Here is a 15,666-nt window from a genome sequence, read left to right as displayed (position 1 = left end):
CGGACGGTGATCAGGCGAGGCTGATGAGGTCCTGGTACTCCTGGCTCCACAGGTCCTCCACGCCGTCCGGGAGCATGACCACGCGCTCGGGCTCGAGCGCCTCCACCGCGCCCTCGTCGTGGGAGACGAGCACCACGGCACCCTCGTAGGTGCGCAGCGCGTTGAGGATCTCGTGGCGCGAGGCCGGGTCCAGGTTGTTGGTGGGCTCGTCCAGCAGCAGCACGTTCGCCGACGACGCCACGAGGGTTGCCAGCGCCAGTCGCGTCTTCTCGCCGCCGGAGAGGACTCCGGCGGGCTTGTCCACGTCGTCGCCCTGGAACAGGAACGAGCCCAGGATGGTGCGCACCTGGGTGTCCGCGAGGTCGGGCGCGGCGGACTTCATGTTCTCCAGCACCGTGCGGTCCGTGTCCAGGGTGTCGTGCTCCTGGGCGAAGTAGCCGAGCTTGAGCCCGTGCCCCGCGACCACCTCACCGGTGTCCGGCTCGGACTGCCCGGCGAGCATCCGCAGCAGGGTGGTCTTGCCCGCGCCGTTGAGCCCGAGCACCACCACGCGGGAGCCGCGGTCGATCGCGAGGTCCACGTCCGTGAAGATCTCCAGCGAGCCGTAGGACTTGGACAACCCCTGCGCGGTGAGCGGGGTCTTGCCGCAGTCCGCGGGCTTCGGGAAGCGGATGGCCGCGACCTTGTCCTGCACGCGCTCGCCCTCGATCCCCGCCATGAGCCGTTCCGCGCGGCGGATCATCTGCTGGGCGGCGGAGGCCTTGGTGGCCTTGGCGCGCATCTTGTTGGCCTGGTCCATGAGCACCCCGGCCTTCTTCTCCGCGTTCGCGCGCTCGCGCTTGCGGCGGGCCTGGTCCTGCTCGCGCTGCTGCAGGTAGTTCTTCCAGGTCATGTTGTAGACGTCCACCACGCAGCGGTTGGCGTCCAGGTAGAGCACCTTGTTCACGACCATCTCCATGAGCTCCACGTCGTGGGAGATCATCAGCAGCCCGCCCTGGAAGCCGCGCAGGAACTCGCGCAGCCACACGATGGAGTCGTGGTCCAGGTGGTTGGTGGGCTCGTCCAGGAGCATGGTGTCCGCGTCCGAGAACAGGATCCGCGCGAGCTCCACGCGGCGGCGCTGACCGCCCGAGAGCGTGTGCAGAGGCTGCTCGAGCACACGCGCCGGCAGGTTGAGGTTGTTGGTGATGGTCGCGGCCTCGGACTCCGCCGCGTAGCCGCCGCCCGCGAGGAACTCGGACTCCAGGCGGTCGTAGCGGCGCATGGCCTTGGCGCGCACGGTCTCGTCCTCCGAGGCCATCTCTTCCTCGGTGCGCCGCAGCCTGCTGATCACCCCGGCCAGGTTGCGCGCGGAGAGGATGCGGTCCCGCGCCAGCTGGTTCATGTCGTCCACCTTGGGGTCCTGCGGCAGGTAGCCGATGGAGCCCGAGCGGGTGACCTCCCCCGCGGCGGGCAGCGTGAGCCCGGCCAGCACCTTGGTCATGGTGGTCTTCCCGGCGCCGTTGCGGCCCACCAGGCCCACCTTGTCGCCCTTGTCCACGCGGAAGTTCACCTCGTCCATGAGCAGACGCGCTCCGGCGCGCAGTTCGAGGTCGGTCACGGTGATCAACGGAGCAGGGCCTTTCGTGGGACGGTCACGCCGCGACGCGCGCGGGAACGGTGACGTCGGCGGTCGGTGCGGTGGCCCGGAGAGCCTCCGGGCATGCGGTCACCCCATGCGAGCGGGGAACCGCCCCAGTGTATCCGCTCGCGCAAATCCGCCACGGGGGCACCCGCCCCGCGGGCACCCCTTCAGAGGGGGTCCCCCGCGGCTGGTCGCGTGCTGCGCCCCGTCCGCCGCGTTCCGCCCGCCGTGCTGCGGGCCCGCATGCGGCGCCGTGCCTTCCACCCCGCACCCGCGCTCGCGGGCCCCCTCACGCGCGGGCCCCCTCCCGCGCGCGCCCCCGGACGACGACGCCGCCGCGCGCCGCCCGGCCGCCGCCTGGGCCGATCCCACCGGCCCAGCAACTAGACTGCAGCCCATGACAGAAGCCGCCCGCTCCCCTCGCACCGTGACCTCCTTCGACCTGGCCAACATCGCCGTGTTCGCCGCGCTGACCTGCGTGCTCTCGCTGGTCCCGGCCATCCCGGTGGGCCCGCTCGGGGTGCCGATCACGCTGCAGACCCTCGCGGTGCTCCTCACCGGCATGGTGCTGGGCGGCTGGCGGGGCTTCCTCGCCCTGGCCCTCTACGTGGTGGTCGGGCTGCTGGGTGTGCCGGTGTTCGCGGGCTTCTCCGGCGGGCCGGGCGTGCTCGGCGGGCCCTCCGTCGGGTACCTCCTCTCCTTCCCGTTCGCGGCCGCCCTGGTGGGCTGGCTCTCCCACCGCTTCGTGCGCGTGGAGCGCGTGAACCGCCCGGAGGGCTCCTCCGCGGTGGACCCGGACCGCCGCAGTGGGCTGCCCGTCAAGCTGTTCCTCGCCGGGCTGGCCGGGCTCGTGCTGACCCACGTGGTGGGCATCGTGGGCATGATGGTCAACGGCGGCCTGGCCCTGCCCGCCGCCACGCTCGCGGATCTCGCCTTCGTGCCGGGAGACGTGGTCAAGGCCCTCGTGGCCGCGCTGATCGCCGTGGCCGTGCACCGGGCCTTCCCCCGCATGGCCGGAGCGGTTCTCTGAGTGGGCGGTGACGCCCACCCCGCTCGCACCCCGGCGCTGCGCTGCACGGACGTGACGGTCGTGGCAGACGGCCCCCGCGGGCCGGTGACCGTCCTGGACCGGGTGGACTGCTCGTTCAGCGCGCCCCGCACCGCGGTGATCGGGCTCAACGGCTCGGGCAAGTCCACCCTGCTGCGGCTGTTCAACGCCCTCGTGACCCCCTCCGCCGGCACCGTGGACACCCACGGCGTGGACCCGGTGGCCTCGCCCCGGCAGGCCCGCTCCCTGGTGGGCTTCGTGTTCACGGACCCCGCCTCCCAGATCCTCATGCCCACCCCGCTCGAGGACATCGAGCTCTCCCTCCGCACCCGGATCCGGGACCGGCACCTGCGCACCCGCACGGCCACCGGGTGGCTGCGGCGCATGGGGCTGCAGGAGCGCGCCCACCACAGCGTGTTCGACCTCTCCGGCGGGGAGCGCCAGCTCGTGGCGCTCGCGGCGGTGCTCGCTGTGGAGCCCAGCGTGCTGGTGCTGGACGAACCCACCACGCTCCTGGACCTGCGCAACCGGCTGCGGCTGCGCGAACTGCTCGACGGCCTCCCCCAGCAGCAGCTGATCAGCACCCACGACCTCGAACTTGCAGCCACCGCCCAGCACGTGGCCGTGGTCCACGCCGCCCGGCTGATCGAGCAGGGTCCGCCCGAGCGGGTGATCCCCCGCTACCGCCGGTGGTGCGAGGACGGCTTCCCGGACGAGGGGCCCACCGGGGACCGGTCCGCGTGAACCGGGGAAGCGGCCCGGGCGAGGCGCGCGCCCACGACCGGGGCGGCGTCGTCCGCGGTCCCGGAACGCGGGCGTCCTCCGCGCGGAGGCAACGCACCCCGGCCCGGCTGCGCCGGGGCGGACGACGCCGCGCCCGCGGCGAGGACCTCCTGGGCAGCTACGTGCCCGGCACCTCGGCCCTGCACCGGTGCCCGCTGTGGGCCAAGGCCGCGCTGCTGCTCGGGGCATCGCTCGCCGTGATGCTGCTGCGCGCGTGGCCCGTGTCCCTGGCCGTGCTGGCCCTGACCGCGGTGGTCTCGGCCAGCAGCGGACTCGGCCTGCGCCGCTGGGCCGCCTCGCTGCGTCCCCTGTGGTTCCTGGTGCTGCTGCTCACCGGGTACCACGTGCTCGCCACGGGTCCCGCCCGTGCCGCAGACGTTGTGCTCTCGATGCTCGCGGTGATCGCGCTGTCCCGCCTGCTGATCTCCAGCACCGCCCTGCCCCGGCTCATCGACGGACTCGTGCTGCTGTGCTCCCCGCTGCGCCGCATGGGCGTGGACCCCGAGCGCGTGGGCCTGGCGGTGTCGCTGATGATCCGTTCCGTGCCCTGGCTCTTCGGCGTGATGTCCACCCTGCGCGACGCCGCCGCGGCCCGCACCGTGCGCCCCCACGCCGCCCGCCTGGTGACCCCCGCGGTGATCGCCACGGTCGACTATGCCCACCGCTCCGGGGAGGCCCTCGCCGCCCGCGGCCTGGACTGACGGCGGCCCGGAACGGCCAGGCCCGGGGACACCCCGGGGCGCCTCGGGCGGCGTCGACGCCCGGTGACGCGCGCGACGCCACGAGCGGCGTCGGCGGCCCGTGGCGCGCCACCGCGGCCCGCCGGCCCTATGCTTCCCCCATGAGCTTCAACGAGAACTCCCAGCTGGACGCCGGGCGCGTCCGCTCCGGCGGCGGTGGCCGCGGCATCGCGGTGGGCGGTGGACTGGGCGGCGTGGTGATCCTGCTGCTCGCCGGACTGTTCTTCGGCCAGGACGGGATCGACGCTGTCACCGGCGGCTCCCAGGCCCAGACCACCGGCACGCAGCAGGTGGACGGCGCCCTGGCCGAACGGTGCCGCACGGGTGCGGATGCCAACTCCGACCCCTCGTGCCGCATGGTGGCCACCGTGCAGTCCCTGGACCAGTTCTGGGGGGACTACTACCCGCGGGCCACGGGCAAGGCGTACACCCTGCCAGAGGTCACGCTGTTCCGGGGCAGCGACAGCACCTCGTGCGGCCAGGCGTCCTCCGCCACCGGCCCGTTCTACTGCCCGCCGGACCGCACCGTGTACCTGGACACGGCGTTCTTCGAGCAGATGCGCACCGACTTCGGGGCGGGCACCGACGCCCTCGCCCAGGAGTACGTGATGGCGCACGAGGTGGGCCACCACGTGCAGAACCTGCAGGGCACCCTCGGACGCGCGCAGCGGGACCCGAACGGGCCCACCTCGGCGGCGGTGCGCACCGAGCTGCAGGCCGACTGCTACGCAGGGATGTGGGCGAACCACGCGGCCGAACCGGGCGGGAGCGTGCAGCTCAAGCCAATCACCCGCCCCGAGCTCTCGGACGCGATCGAGGCCGCCGGGGCGATCGGCGACGACCGCATCCAGGAGACCACCCAGGGCCGGGCGCACCCCGAGTCCTTCACGCACGGGACGTCCGCGCAGCGTCAGGCGTGGTTCCTCACCGGGTACCAGACCGGGGACATCCGGGCGTGCAACACGTTCACCGCTGAGTCCCTGGACCGGCCCGCCGCCCTGCAGTGAGCCCGGCCGCGGGAGCCCCGCGTGCGCTCAGCCGCGCGGCACCCGCTCCTCGCGCGGCAGCCACGGCGCCCGCATGGCGTGCGGGCCGAGGTCCGCGGTGCTCGCGGCACCCATCAGCATCATGGTGGTGCGGATCTGCGCCTCCAGCAGCTCGATGACCCGTGAGACGCCCTGCTCTCCCCCGGCCATGAGGCCGTAGAGGTAGGCGCGGCCGATCAGCACGAAGTCCGCTCCGGCGCACAGCGCGGTGACCACGTCCGCCCCGGAGAGCACCCCGGAGTCCAGGATCAGGGGCACGTCCGGGCCCACCTCGTCCCGCAGCTCGGGCAGCGCCGTGAGGGACACCGGCGCCCGGTCCAGCTGCCGGCCCCCGTGGTTCGAGACCACGAGCCCGTCAGCGCCCACGCTCATGGCACGGCGCGCGTCCTCCCGCGTGAGGACTCCCTTGACGTAGAGCGCGCCGTCCCACTGCTCGCGGATCCACTCGAGGTCCGCGAGGTTCAGCCCGGGGTCGAACATGGTGGAGATCAGGTCCGCCAGCGCCCCGGAGGTGTCCGAGAGGGAGGCGAACTTCAAGGAGTCCGTGGTGAGGAAGTTGAACCACCACTCGGGCCGGTAGGACGCGTCCAGCACCGTCTTGGGGGTGAGCCGCGGCGGGATCACCATCCCGTTGCGCGTGTCCCGCAGCCGCTGGCCCGGCACGGGGGTGTCCACGGTGACCAGCAGGGTGGTCGTGCCCGCGGCCTTCGCGCGGCGGATCAGGTCCAGGGAGGCGTCGTGCTCGCGCCACAGGTAGAGCTGGAACCAGCGCTCCGCGTCCGGCGCGGCATCCCGCACCTCCTCGATGGAGCGTGTGCCCATGGTCGAGAGGGAGAACGGGATGCCAGCGCGCTCGGCGGCCAGCACTCCCCCGATCTCACCTTCGGAGTGCATGAAGCGCGTGAAGCCCGTGGGGGCGATGCCGAAGGGCAGTGCACTGCGGAAGCCCGCGATCTCGGTCGAGAGGTCCGCGGTGTCCGTGCCGTGCAGGATCCGTGGCAGCAGCTCCACGGACTCGAACGCCTCCCGGCTGCGCCGGTAGGTGAGCTCCTGGCCCGCGGCCCCGTCCACGTAGTCGAATGCGGGCTTCGGCGTGCGCCGCCGCGCGATCCGCCGCAGCGCCTCGACGTCCGCGGCCTTGGCGAGCCGCGCCGCCCGGCGATCCGGGTTGAACGAGCCGAACTGCATCAGCGGCTTGAGCTCGGACAGTTGCGGCAGATGACGTTCCATGGGTTCCTCCGGTCGCGGACTCTCGCTCGAAACTACCAGGGGCACGGCACCGCTCTGCGCAGGACCGGTGCGTTCGGATCCAGGGCGGTCACGTGCTGTGGGGCCCGGGCCGCCCGGCCGAACGCCGAGGGCCCCTGCGCGGTCCGCAGGGAGCGGCCGCCCGGTCTGCAGACACCGGGAAGGGCACGACCCGTGCGGATCGTGCCCTTCCCGTGCCCCGTCTCCGGAGCGGTGGTCACCGTGGCCAGCGCGTGGCGGGGCCGGTGGGATCAGATGTTGAAGCCCAGGGCCCGCATCTGGTCCCGGCCGTCCTCGGTGATCCGTTCCGGACCCCACGGGGGCATCCAGATCCAGTTGACGTGCCACTCGTCCACCGCCGGGGACAGGTTCTGGGCCACCTGCTCCTCGATGACGTCCTGCAGCGGGCACGCCGCCGTGGTCAGCGTCATGTCCAGGCGCAGGGAGGCGTCCTGCTGGTAGTCGAGCCCGTACAGCAGGCCGAGGTCCACGATGTTGACGCCCAGCTCGGGGTCGATCACGTTCTTGAGCAGGTCCTCGATCTCGGCGAGGGACGCCTGGCCCTTGGGACCGGGCGCGTCGCTCACGGGTGCTGCCGTGGAATCGCTCATGGCGAGACCTCCTTCGTTGTGGTGGACCCGGTGCTACTTGGCCGCGGCCTGGACGTAGCGGTCGTAGCCCTCGTTCTCGAGCTGGTCCGCGAGCTCGGGGCCGCCCTCGTCCACCACGCGCCCGTCCGCGAACACGTGCACGAACTGCGGCTTGATGTAGCGCAGGATGCGGGTGTAGTGGGTGATCAGCATGATCCCGGTGTTGTCCTCGGACAGCGCGCGGTTCACACCCTCGGACACGATCTTCAGGGCGTCCACGTCCAGGCCGGAGTCGGTCTCGTCCAGCAGGGCGATCTTCGGCTTGAGGATCTCCAGCTGCAGGATCTCGTGGCGCTTCTTCTCGCCGCCGGAGAAGCCCTCGTTGACGTTGCGCTGGAGCATGTCGGTGTCGATCTTCAGCTTTTCCATGGCCGCGCGGACGTCCTTGGTCCACGTGCGCAGGGAGGGCGCCTCGCCGTCCACGGCGGTCTTGGCGGTGCGCAGGAAGTTGGAGGTGGTCACACCGGGGATCTCCACCGGGTACTGCATGGCCAGGAAGAGCCCGGCGCGCGCCCGCTCGTCCACGGACATCTTCAGCACGTCCTGCCCGTCCAGGGTCACGGAGCCGGAGTCCACCTGGTACTTGGGGTGGCCGGCGATCGTGGAGGCCAGCGTGGACTTGCCCGAGCCGTTGGGGCCCATGATCGCGTGCACCTCACCGGAGTTGATGGTCAGGTTCACGCCCTTGAGGATGGGCTTGGCGGACTCGTCGTCGAGGATGACGGACGCGTGGAGGTCCTTGATCTCCAGAGTTGACATGAAACGTTTCTCCTTGGGTCTCGTGGGCACCGGCCCGTTCTCGGGTGCGGTGCGAGTGCTTCGGTGGGGCGACGACGCCGCCGCGGGCTCAGTTCTCGGTGCGGGCCAGTTCTGCCTCGAGGGACGCGCGCAGCTGCTCCTCGAGCGCTTCGACACCCACCTGCTGGATGATCTCGAACAGGAATCCACGGACCACCAGGCGGCGGGCCTGGTCCTCCGGGATGCCGCGGGACATCAGGTAGTACAGGTGCTCGTCGTCCAGCTGCCCCGTGGTGGAGGCGTGGCCGGCACCGGCGATCAGCCCGGTCTCGATCTCGAGGTTCGGCACGGAGTCCATGCGCGGACCGTCGTTGAGGATCAGGTTCCGGTTGAGCTCGTACGTGTCCGTGCCCTCGGCCTCGGCGCGGATCAGGACGTCCCCCACCCACACGCCGTGGGCGTTCTCGCCCTGCAGCGCGGACTTGTAGTTGACCCGCGAACGGCAGCGCGGCACGGAGTGGTCCACGAACAGGCGGGACTCCAGGTGCTGGCCGTCGTCCACGAACGTGAGGCCGTACATCTCCACGTCGCCGCCGGGGGCGGTGAAGCGGGTGGACGGGGTGACCCGCACGAGGTCACCGCCCAGGCTCACGAGCACGTGCTTGAACGTGGCGTCCCGGCCGAGGGTGGCCTGCTGCGAGGAGGCGTGCACGGAGTCGTCCGTCCACTCCTGCAGGGAGACCACGGTGAGGTTGGCGCCGTCGGCCACCGAGAACTCGACGTTCTGGGAGAGCACGGCGGTGCCCACGTGGCGCAGCACCACGAGAGCCTTGGAGTTGGACCCGGCGTCCACCACGATGTGCTGGGCCGCGGGCTCCTCGGACTCGCCGGTGAGCGTGACGATCACGGGCTCGGCCACCTGGGCGTCGCGCGGGACCGAGATCACGGTGGCCTCGCGGAACGAGGACCACGCGTTGGCGGAGACCCGGTCCTCCGGAATGCCGGCGGAGCCCACGCGGGGGTCCTCGCGCGGCACCGAGGTGACCTGAACGGCGGCGTCGTCCCCGGAGACGGAGACGGCCGGCGCGGGACCCTGCAGGGCGGCGTCGTCGAGCCCGCGCAGGCGCTTGATCGGCGTGAAGCGCCAGTCCTCGAGCTTGCTGCTCAGCGGCGGGAAGTCCGCGATGTCGTAGGACGTGGTGCGCCCGGCGCGGGAGGAGTCCGGCACGCCGGAGATGTCCCCGTGCTGGGTGTGGCGGATCTCGGGCTCACCGGCCTGGTTGCGGCCCTCCTGCAGGGTCTCGCCCTCCTGGCTCATGCCCGGGATGGCCACGCGGTCCTCGCCGGTGGGCACCCCGTTCACCTGCTCGTCGGCGTCCTGTGCGGCACGGGCGGTCTGATCAGTGGTGGACATATCAGCCAACGGATCCTTCCATTTGCAGTTCGATGAGACGGTTGAGCTCGAGCGCGTACTCCATGGGCAGCTCACGCGCGATCGGCTCCACGAAGCCGCGCACGATCATGGCCATGGCCTCCTCCTCGGGCATGCCGCGCTGCATGAGGTAGAACAGCTGCTCCTCGGACACGCGGGAGACCGTCGCCTCGTGGCCCATGGTGACGTCGTCCTCGCGGATGTCCACGTAGGGGTAGGTGTCCGAACGAGAGATGGTGTCCACCAGCAGGGCGTCGCACACCACGTTGGACTTGGAGTGCGTGGCGCCCTCGCGCACCTGCACGAGGCCGCGGTAGGCGGAGCGCCCGCCGTTGCGCGCCACGGACTTGGACACGATCGACGAGGACGTGTTCGGGGCGATGTGCACCATCTTGGAGCCGGTGTCCTGGTGCTGGCCCTCGCCCGCGAACGCGATGGACAGGGTCTCACCGCGCGCGTGCTCGCCTGTCATGTAGACCGCGGGGTACTTCTGGGTGACCTTGGAGCCGATGTTGCCGTCCACCCACTCCATGGTGGCGCCCTCGTGGGCGATGGCGCGCTTGGTCACCAGGTTGTACACGTTGTTGGACCAGTTCTGGATGGTGGTGTAGCGCACCCGGGCGTTCTTCTTGCAGATGATCTCCACCACGGCGGAGTGCAACGAGTCCGTCTTGTAGATCGGCGCGGTGCAGCCCTCGATGTAGTGGACGTAGGAGTCCTCGTCAGCGATGATCAGCGTCCGCTCGAACTGGCCCATGTTCTCGGTGTTGATGCGGAAGTACGCCTGCAGCGGGATGTCCACGTGCACGCCCTTGGGGACGTACACGAACGAGCCGCCGGACCACACGGCCGTGTTCAGCGCGGCGAACTTGTTGTCGCCCACGGGGATCACGGTGCCGAAGTACTCCTCGAAGAACTCGGGGTGCTCCTTCAGGGCGGTGTCCGTGTCCATGAAGATCACGCCCTGGGCCTCGAGGTCCTCGCGGATCTGGTGGTAGACCACCTCGGACTCGTACTGCGCGGCCACACCGGCCACCAGGCGGTTGCGCTCCGCCTCGGGGATGCCGAGCTTCTCGTACGTGTTGCGGATGTCCTCGGGCAGCTCCTCCCAGGAACCCGCCTGCTGCTCCGTGGAGCGCACGAAGTACTTGATGTTGTCGAAGTCGATGCCCGACAGGTCCGCGCCCCACGTGGGCATGGGCTTGCGGTCGAAGAACTTCAGGCCCTTCAGGCGCAGCTGCGTCATCCAGTCCGGCTCGCTCTTCTTGGCCGAGATGTCCCGGACCACTTCCTCGTTCACGCCGCGGCGTGCGGACGCGCCGGCGTCGTTCTTGTCGGCCCAGCCGTACTGGTACTGGCCGATCCCCTCGAGCTCCGGGTTCATCTCCAGGATCTCGGAAATCGTGGTGTCGCCTGTCATGGTGCCCGCGGTGTCCGCGGGGTCGATGCGCTCGGTCATGACAACCCTCCCTGTCGTGCGGTTGTGTGGTTGGTGGAGTTCGTGTGGCCCGCGGCGCGCAGCTGCAGCGGGACGTGTGTGGTGCAGACGTGGGCGCCCGCAGCCATGGTGGAGAGCCTGCGGACGTCCACGTCCAGCAGCTCGGCGATCATGGCGGTCTCCTGCTCGCAGAACTCGGGGTACTCGTTCGCGATGTCCTGGATGGGGCAGTGGCCCTGGCACAGCTGGGCGGAGCGCAACGTGACGCCCTTGGGCCCGCGCGGTGTCACGGTGGTGTGGGACGCCACGAAGCCGTCGCGGCTCATGGCTGCGGTGAGTGCGTTGAGGCGGTCCTCGACGTCGGGCCCGGCCGCCTCGACCTGCGGGCGGTAGCGTTCGCGCCAGCGCCCGATCTCCTGGGAGACGAACGTGTCCACGAGGTCCTCCCCGCCCACCTCGCGCATGGTCTCCAGGGCCCGCCGGGCGAGCCCACGGTAGTCGTGGCCGAGCTGCTCGTGGCCGCCGGGGGCCACCACGTAGCGGCGCGCGGGACGGCCCGCACCGGACTGGGCGCTGCGCACCATCGAGACCTCGACGATCTGCTCGGACTCGAGCACGTCCAGGTGGCGGCGCACGGCCGCGGGCGTCAGCCCGAGGTCCTTGGCGATCTGCGCGGCGGAAATGGGCCCGTGGGCCAGCACGAGCGAGAGCACCCGGGACCGGGTGGTGTCATCCTGGTCCGTGCGGACCGTGCCCGGGTGGTCCGTGGCAGGTGAACTCATGCTCAGTGCAACACCCTTCGATGACGTGTGCGTGTGGAAGTTGCGCCCCGCACCCCTCACGGCGGACCCGCGGGGGTCCGGAGGGAGCGGGACTCCCCCGGTGGGACACGCAATACATAACGAGGGTATGTGGTATTCCATTCCCGTCAAAACGGTCGGGGAGCGCCCCCGCCCGCACCGGCGGCAGCGCCGGGCGTTCTACACTGACCGGGTGCCGATGCCGAGTGAGACCACCTCCGCCCCCGCCGCCGCGCCCGATCCCGACGCCGCCGCGCTGCACATCAGCGACCTCGTCAAGACCTTCGCGGGCCGCCACGAACCCGTCCACGCCGTGCGCGGTCTGAGCATGGCCGCCCACCGCGGCGCCGTCACCGCGCTGCTCGGGGCCAACGGTGCGGGAAAGACCACCACGCTGCACTGCGCCCAGGGCCTGCAGCAGCCCACCTCCGGGACCGTGCGCCTGCTGGGCGAGGACCCCTGGGGGGCCTCCCCCGAGCTGCGCGCCCGGGTGGGGGTCATGCTGCAGGACGGCGGGCTGCCGCAGGCCGTGCGGCCCGAGGAGCTGCTGCGCCACCTGGGTCGGCTCTACGCGGACCCCGTTCCCGTGCCCGAGCTCGTGGCACGGCTGGGCATCCAGTCCTTCGCGCACACCCCCGTCCGGCGGCTCTCCGGCGGCCAGCGCCAGCGCGTGGCGCTGGCCGCAGCGCTCGTGGGCCGCCCCGAGGTGCTGTTCCTGGACGAGCCCTCGGCCGGGCTCGACCCCCGCTCCCGCCAGCTCGTGTTCGAGCTCGTGCAGCGGCTGCGGGACGAGGGCACGTGCATCATCCTGACCACCCACCTCATGGACGACGCCGCCCGGCTCGCCGACTACGTCTACATCGTGGACCGCGGCGCCGTGGCCGCCCAGGGCACCGTGACGGACCTCGTGCGCACGGGCCGCGACTCCTCCCTGGTGATGACCGTGACGCTGTCCCCGGAGCAGCGGCCCGCGCTGCGCGCCGACCCCCCGTGGCGGCGTCCCGAGTTCCACGACGTCCGGTGGACCGTGAGGGACCGCACCGTGACCCTCACCGGCCCGCTCGACGCCGCCCGGGTGCGCGTCATGACCGAGTGGGCCACCCGCGACGACACCCTGCCGGAGGCGCTGAGCGTGCAACCCCGTTCCCTCGAAGACGTGTTCCTGGACGTGGCCGGGAGGGACGAGCGGTGAGCGCACGGCAGGCCCCGGCCCTCGAGGCGGTCCCCGAGCGGCGTCGTGCCGCGTCCCTGCCCCGGCGCGTGGTGGCGCAGGCGCGCTACGAGGCCGTGACCATGATCCGCAACGGCGAGCAGCTGCTGCTGCTCGTGATCCTGCCCGTGCTCGCGCTCGTGGCCCTGACCATGACGGACCTGCTGGACGGCTACCGGACGGACGGCGCGTCCCGCGCGGACGTGGCCGTGCCCGGGATCCTGGTGCTGTGCGTGCTCTCCAGCGCGTTCTCGGGCCAGGGCATCCAGACGGGCTTCGACCGGCGCTACGGCGTGCTGCGCCACCTCTCCACCACCCCCCTGGGACGCGGCGGGCTGATCGCCGGCAAGCTGCTGGCCGTGCTCGCCGTGCTCGCCGTGCAGTACCTCATCGTGGCCGCCGTGGCGTTGTGGCTCGACTGGCACCCCGCCCCGGGAGCCGTGCTCGCCTCCGTTCCCCTGCTCGTGCTCGTGGCGGTGGCGTTCACCGGGCTCGGGCTGCTGATCGCCGGCACCCTGCGCGCCGAGGCCACGCTCGCCGTGCTCAACGTGGTGTGGGTTGCGCTCGCCGCGGGCGGCGGGGTGGTCTTCCCGCTCACCGCGCTGCCGGGCTGGCTCGCGTGGCTCGTGGCCTGGCTGCCGTCCTCTGCCGCCGGGGAGGTGCTGCGGGAGTGCTTCCTGCAGGGCTCCGTGAGCCCGCTGCCCCTCGTGGTGCTCGCCGTGTGGGCCGTGCTGAGCTGGGCCGCCACCGTCCGGTGGTTCAAGTGGGTGTGAGCTGCTGAGCACCGCGGGCCTCCCATGGGGCTCCCACGCGCATCTCGCTACACTGGAGGGGTCCCGTCCCCTCTGCCCCTGGATGCCCCGCCATGTCTGATGCCGCTCCCCGTACAGCCGTCGATTCCTTCTGGTGGCCCCGCACCGTGACCCCGTGGGTGCGCGGCCTCGCGGTGGCGTCCCTGCTGGCCAACGGGCTGCTCATCTTCACGGGCGGTCTGGTGCGGCTCACCGGCTCCGGGCTCGGGTGCCCCACGTGGCCCCGCTGCACGGCGGACTCCTGGACCAACACCCAGGAGATGGGTGTGCACGGGGTCATCGAGTTCGGCAACCGGCTGCTCACGTTCGTGCTCACGGTCGTGGCGGTGCTGACCTTCCTGTCCGTGCTCAAGCTGCGCCAGGAGCACCCCAAGCTCTACCGCCTGGCCCTGTACCTGCTGCTGGGCATCCCCGTGCAGGCCGTGGTGGGCGGCGTGCTGGTGCACCTGGACCTGCACCCCCTGCTGGTGGGCGTGCACTACTTCCTCTCGGCGATCATGATCGCCCTCTCCACCCTGCTGGTGCTCAACACCCGCCGCGAGGGGCTCTCCGCGGTCGCCCACGACCAGCGCCCCGGCCAGCTGCACGGCCACTCCTCCCTGGTGCGCGGGCTCGCGGTGCTCACGGGGGTGCTCGCCGCGGTGGTGCTCTACATGGGCACCCTGGTGACGGGCACCGGACCTCACGCCGGGGACCAGGACAGCGCCCGGCTCGCGTTCAACTCCGTGGTGATCGCCCGGGCCCACGCCGTGCCGGTGTACCTGCTGACGTTCACCGTGATCGCGGGCATCCTGCTGTGCACGGTCAAGGGCCTGCCCCGCGTGCTGCGCACCGCCTACGCGCTCATGCTCCTGGTGATCGTGGCCCAGGGCGCCGTGGGGTACTTCCAGTACTTCAACGGGGTCCCGGTCCCCGCGGTCTCGTTGCACATGGTGCTCTCCGCCGTGCTCATCTGGGCCGCCACCCGGGTGGTGTCCATCAGCTTCTACCTCGCCCAGGACGTCCACGAGCACGCGGCCCCGGTGGATCTCGGGCACGACGCCGCCGCCCCCCTGGGCGCGGACGCCCAGCCCGCGCGCTGAACCGCCCGCCGGGCCCCGGCGCCCGGGGCGGGTGCGCGGCCTCGAGGGTTCAGCGCAGGGCGGGGGTCGTCTCCCGCAGCAGGGTGACGGCCTCGGCCAGGGCGCGCTTGCCGTGCGAGGAGATCGGCAGCAGCGGTCGCCGCGGTGCCCCCGTGCGGACCCCGCACACCTCGGCGAGGGCGTAGAGCGCGGACAGGGGCCGTTCGTGGCCCATCACGGCCATGAGGGGACGCAGCGCGGCACTCCACACGACGGCGTCGTCCGCGCGGCCCTCGGCGACCGCCCGGTGGAAGGCCGTGAACTCGGGCGCGAGCAGGGCCGCCATACCGCTGTGCCAGGCGGCCGCGGGATACTCGTCGACGATGAGCTGGTCCCTGCTGGCCCCGTGCACCGTGCCGGGCTCGGCCTGCTGGGCGAACAGCAGCTGCCGGGAGTGGAAGAGCCGCCCCGAGGTGGCCGTGTCCTTGAAGGCCACCACGCTGTCCAGCCACGACAGCTCGGCGGCGAGCTCCACGGGGTACGTGAAGCCCGTGGTGGAGGGGTTGTTGTACAGGCACAGCGGCAGGGACACGGCCGAGGCCACCGTCTCCACCTGGTCCGCGATCTCCTGCGAGACCAGCGGGATGTAGCTCACCGGGCTCAGCACGAGTCCGTCCGCGCCGTTGTTCTCGGCGGAGTACGCCAGCTGCAGGACCTCCCGAGTGGTGACCGCGGAGATCCCGACCCCCACGGGCGTTCCCGAGCCCGACGCCGCCCGCACAGCTGTGCGTACCACCTCGGAGCGTTCTTTCGCGTCGAGGTAGGCGAACAGCCCGGACGTTCCCAGCACCACGATCCCGTCCACGCCGCTGCGGGCGAGCTGCGCCACGCTGTGCTCGAGCGAGTCCAGGTCCAGGGCACCACCGGGGTGCAGGGGCGTCACGGGATAGGCGATTACACCGGAGAACGTCATGGAGAGCATGGGCACCAGTTTAGGTGGGCCTCACCCGGGAACCGGGCCGTGCGCCGTCGCGGT

Annotated in this window: 15 protein-coding genes; 7 read left to right on the top strand and 8 right to left on the bottom strand. The window is 71.8% G+C overall.

Features of this window, described 5'->3' with window-relative positions:
• Positions 1-10 precede the first annotated feature (10 nt).
• Positions 11-1,609: an ABC-F family ATP-binding cassette domain-containing protein gene (locus DNL27_RS06745; protein WP_112235081.1), complete on the bottom strand. Its 1,599-nt coding sequence runs from the start codon at positions 1,607-1,609 to the stop codon at positions 11-13.
• A 412-nt stretch (positions 1,610-2,021) separates the two neighbouring features.
• Here DNL27_RS06745 and DNL27_RS06740 point away from each other — a divergent pair, with 412 nt between their 5' ends.
• The 4 genes from DNL27_RS06740 to DNL27_RS06725 all read left to right on the top strand — a co-directional run bounded on the left by DNL27_RS06740 (position 2,022) and on the right by DNL27_RS06725 (position 5,202).
• Positions 2,022-2,654: a biotin transporter BioY gene (locus DNL27_RS06740; RefSeq protein ID WP_112235080.1), complete on the top strand. Its 633-nt coding sequence runs from the start codon at positions 2,022-2,024 to the stop codon at positions 2,652-2,654.
• Positions 2,655-2,714: 60 nt separating this feature from the next.
• Positions 2,715-3,416, top strand: coding sequence for an energy-coupling factor ABC transporter ATP-binding protein (locus DNL27_RS06735; protein WP_239494262.1), 702 nt, complete (start codon positions 2,715-2,717; stop codon positions 3,414-3,416).
• Positions 3,413-4,156, top strand: a complete 744-nt coding sequence (locus tag DNL27_RS06730; protein WP_112235078.1) for an energy-coupling factor transporter transmembrane protein EcfT — start codon at positions 3,413-3,415, stop codon at positions 4,154-4,156. Before DNL27_RS06735 ends, DNL27_RS06730 begins: the two co-directional genes overlap by 4 nt.
• 140 nt (positions 4,157-4,296) lie before the next feature.
• Positions 4,297-5,202 (top strand): neutral zinc metallopeptidase, encoded by a 906-nt coding sequence (locus tag DNL27_RS06725; protein WP_112235077.1) that lies wholly within the window; start codon positions 4,297-4,299, stop codon positions 5,200-5,202.
• Positions 5,203-5,229: 27 nt separating this feature from the next.
• Here the strand turns inward: DNL27_RS06725 and DNL27_RS06720 are convergent, their stop codons facing one another.
• From DNL27_RS06720 to DNL27_RS06695, 6 genes are all read right to left on the bottom strand, one after another.
• A complete protein-coding gene (locus DNL27_RS06720) occupies positions 5,230-6,471 on the bottom strand; it encodes an alpha-hydroxy acid oxidase (protein WP_112235076.1) in 1,242 nt (413 codons plus the stop codon).
• 269 nt (positions 6,472-6,740) lie between these two features.
• Complete coding sequence (locus tag DNL27_RS06715) at positions 6,741-7,100, bottom strand: metal-sulfur cluster assembly factor (RefSeq protein WP_012398297.1); 360 nt, start codon at positions 7,098-7,100, stop codon at positions 6,741-6,743.
• Positions 7,101-7,133: 33 nt separating this feature from the next.
• Positions 7,134-7,898: a Fe-S cluster assembly ATPase SufC gene (gene sufC / locus DNL27_RS06710; protein WP_112235075.1), complete on the bottom strand. Its 765-nt coding sequence runs from the start codon at positions 7,896-7,898 to the stop codon at positions 7,134-7,136.
• An 88-nt stretch (positions 7,899-7,986) separates the two neighbouring features.
• Complete coding sequence (sufD, locus tag DNL27_RS06705; protein ID WP_239494260.1) at positions 7,987-9,291, bottom strand: Fe-S cluster assembly protein SufD; 1,305 nt, start codon at positions 9,289-9,291, stop codon at positions 7,987-7,989.
• Position 9,292: 1 nt separating this feature from the next.
• Positions 9,293-10,768 (bottom strand): Fe-S cluster assembly protein SufB, encoded by a 1,476-nt coding sequence (gene sufB, locus DNL27_RS06700; RefSeq protein WP_012398294.1) that lies wholly within the window; start codon positions 10,766-10,768, stop codon positions 9,293-9,295.
• On the bottom strand, positions 10,765-11,529 hold the full coding sequence (locus tag DNL27_RS06695; RefSeq protein ID WP_012398293.1) for a metalloregulator ArsR/SmtB family transcription factor: 765 nt from the start codon (positions 11,527-11,529) through the stop codon (positions 10,765-10,767). Before DNL27_RS06695 ends, sufB begins: the two co-directional genes overlap by 4 nt.
• A 217-nt stretch (positions 11,530-11,746) precedes the next feature.
• Between DNL27_RS06695 and DNL27_RS06690 the strand changes: the two genes are divergently transcribed.
• From DNL27_RS06690 to DNL27_RS06680, 3 genes are all read left to right on the top strand, one after another.
• Complete coding sequence (locus tag DNL27_RS06690) at positions 11,747-12,739, top strand: ABC transporter ATP-binding protein (RefSeq protein WP_012398292.1); 993 nt, start codon at positions 11,747-11,749, stop codon at positions 12,737-12,739.
• Complete coding sequence (locus DNL27_RS06685) at positions 12,736-13,530, top strand: ABC transporter permease (protein WP_012398291.1); 795 nt, start codon at positions 12,736-12,738, stop codon at positions 13,528-13,530. The genes DNL27_RS06690 and DNL27_RS06685 overlap by 4 nt, the downstream gene beginning before the upstream one ends.
• Positions 13,531-13,622: 92 nt before the next feature.
• Complete coding sequence (locus tag DNL27_RS06680) at positions 13,623-14,651, top strand: heme A synthase (RefSeq protein WP_112235074.1); 1,029 nt, start codon at positions 13,623-13,625, stop codon at positions 14,649-14,651.
• A gap of 49 nt (positions 14,652-14,700) precedes the next feature.
• Here the strand turns inward: DNL27_RS06680 and DNL27_RS06675 are convergent, their stop codons facing one another.
• On the bottom strand, positions 14,701-15,612 hold the full coding sequence (locus DNL27_RS06675; RefSeq protein WP_112235073.1) for a dihydrodipicolinate synthase family protein: 912 nt from the start codon (positions 15,610-15,612) through the stop codon (positions 14,701-14,703).
• Positions 15,613-15,666 lie beyond the last annotated feature (54 nt).

It is taken from the genome of Kocuria sp. BT304 (genome assembly GCF_003290245.1).
Classification (GTDB): domain Bacteria; phylum Actinomycetota; class Actinomycetes; order Actinomycetales; family Micrococcaceae; genus Kocuria; species Kocuria rhizophila_A.
The sequence above is the reverse complement of the archived record's forward strand: the minus strand, read 5'-3'. Positions and strand labels throughout refer to the sequence as shown.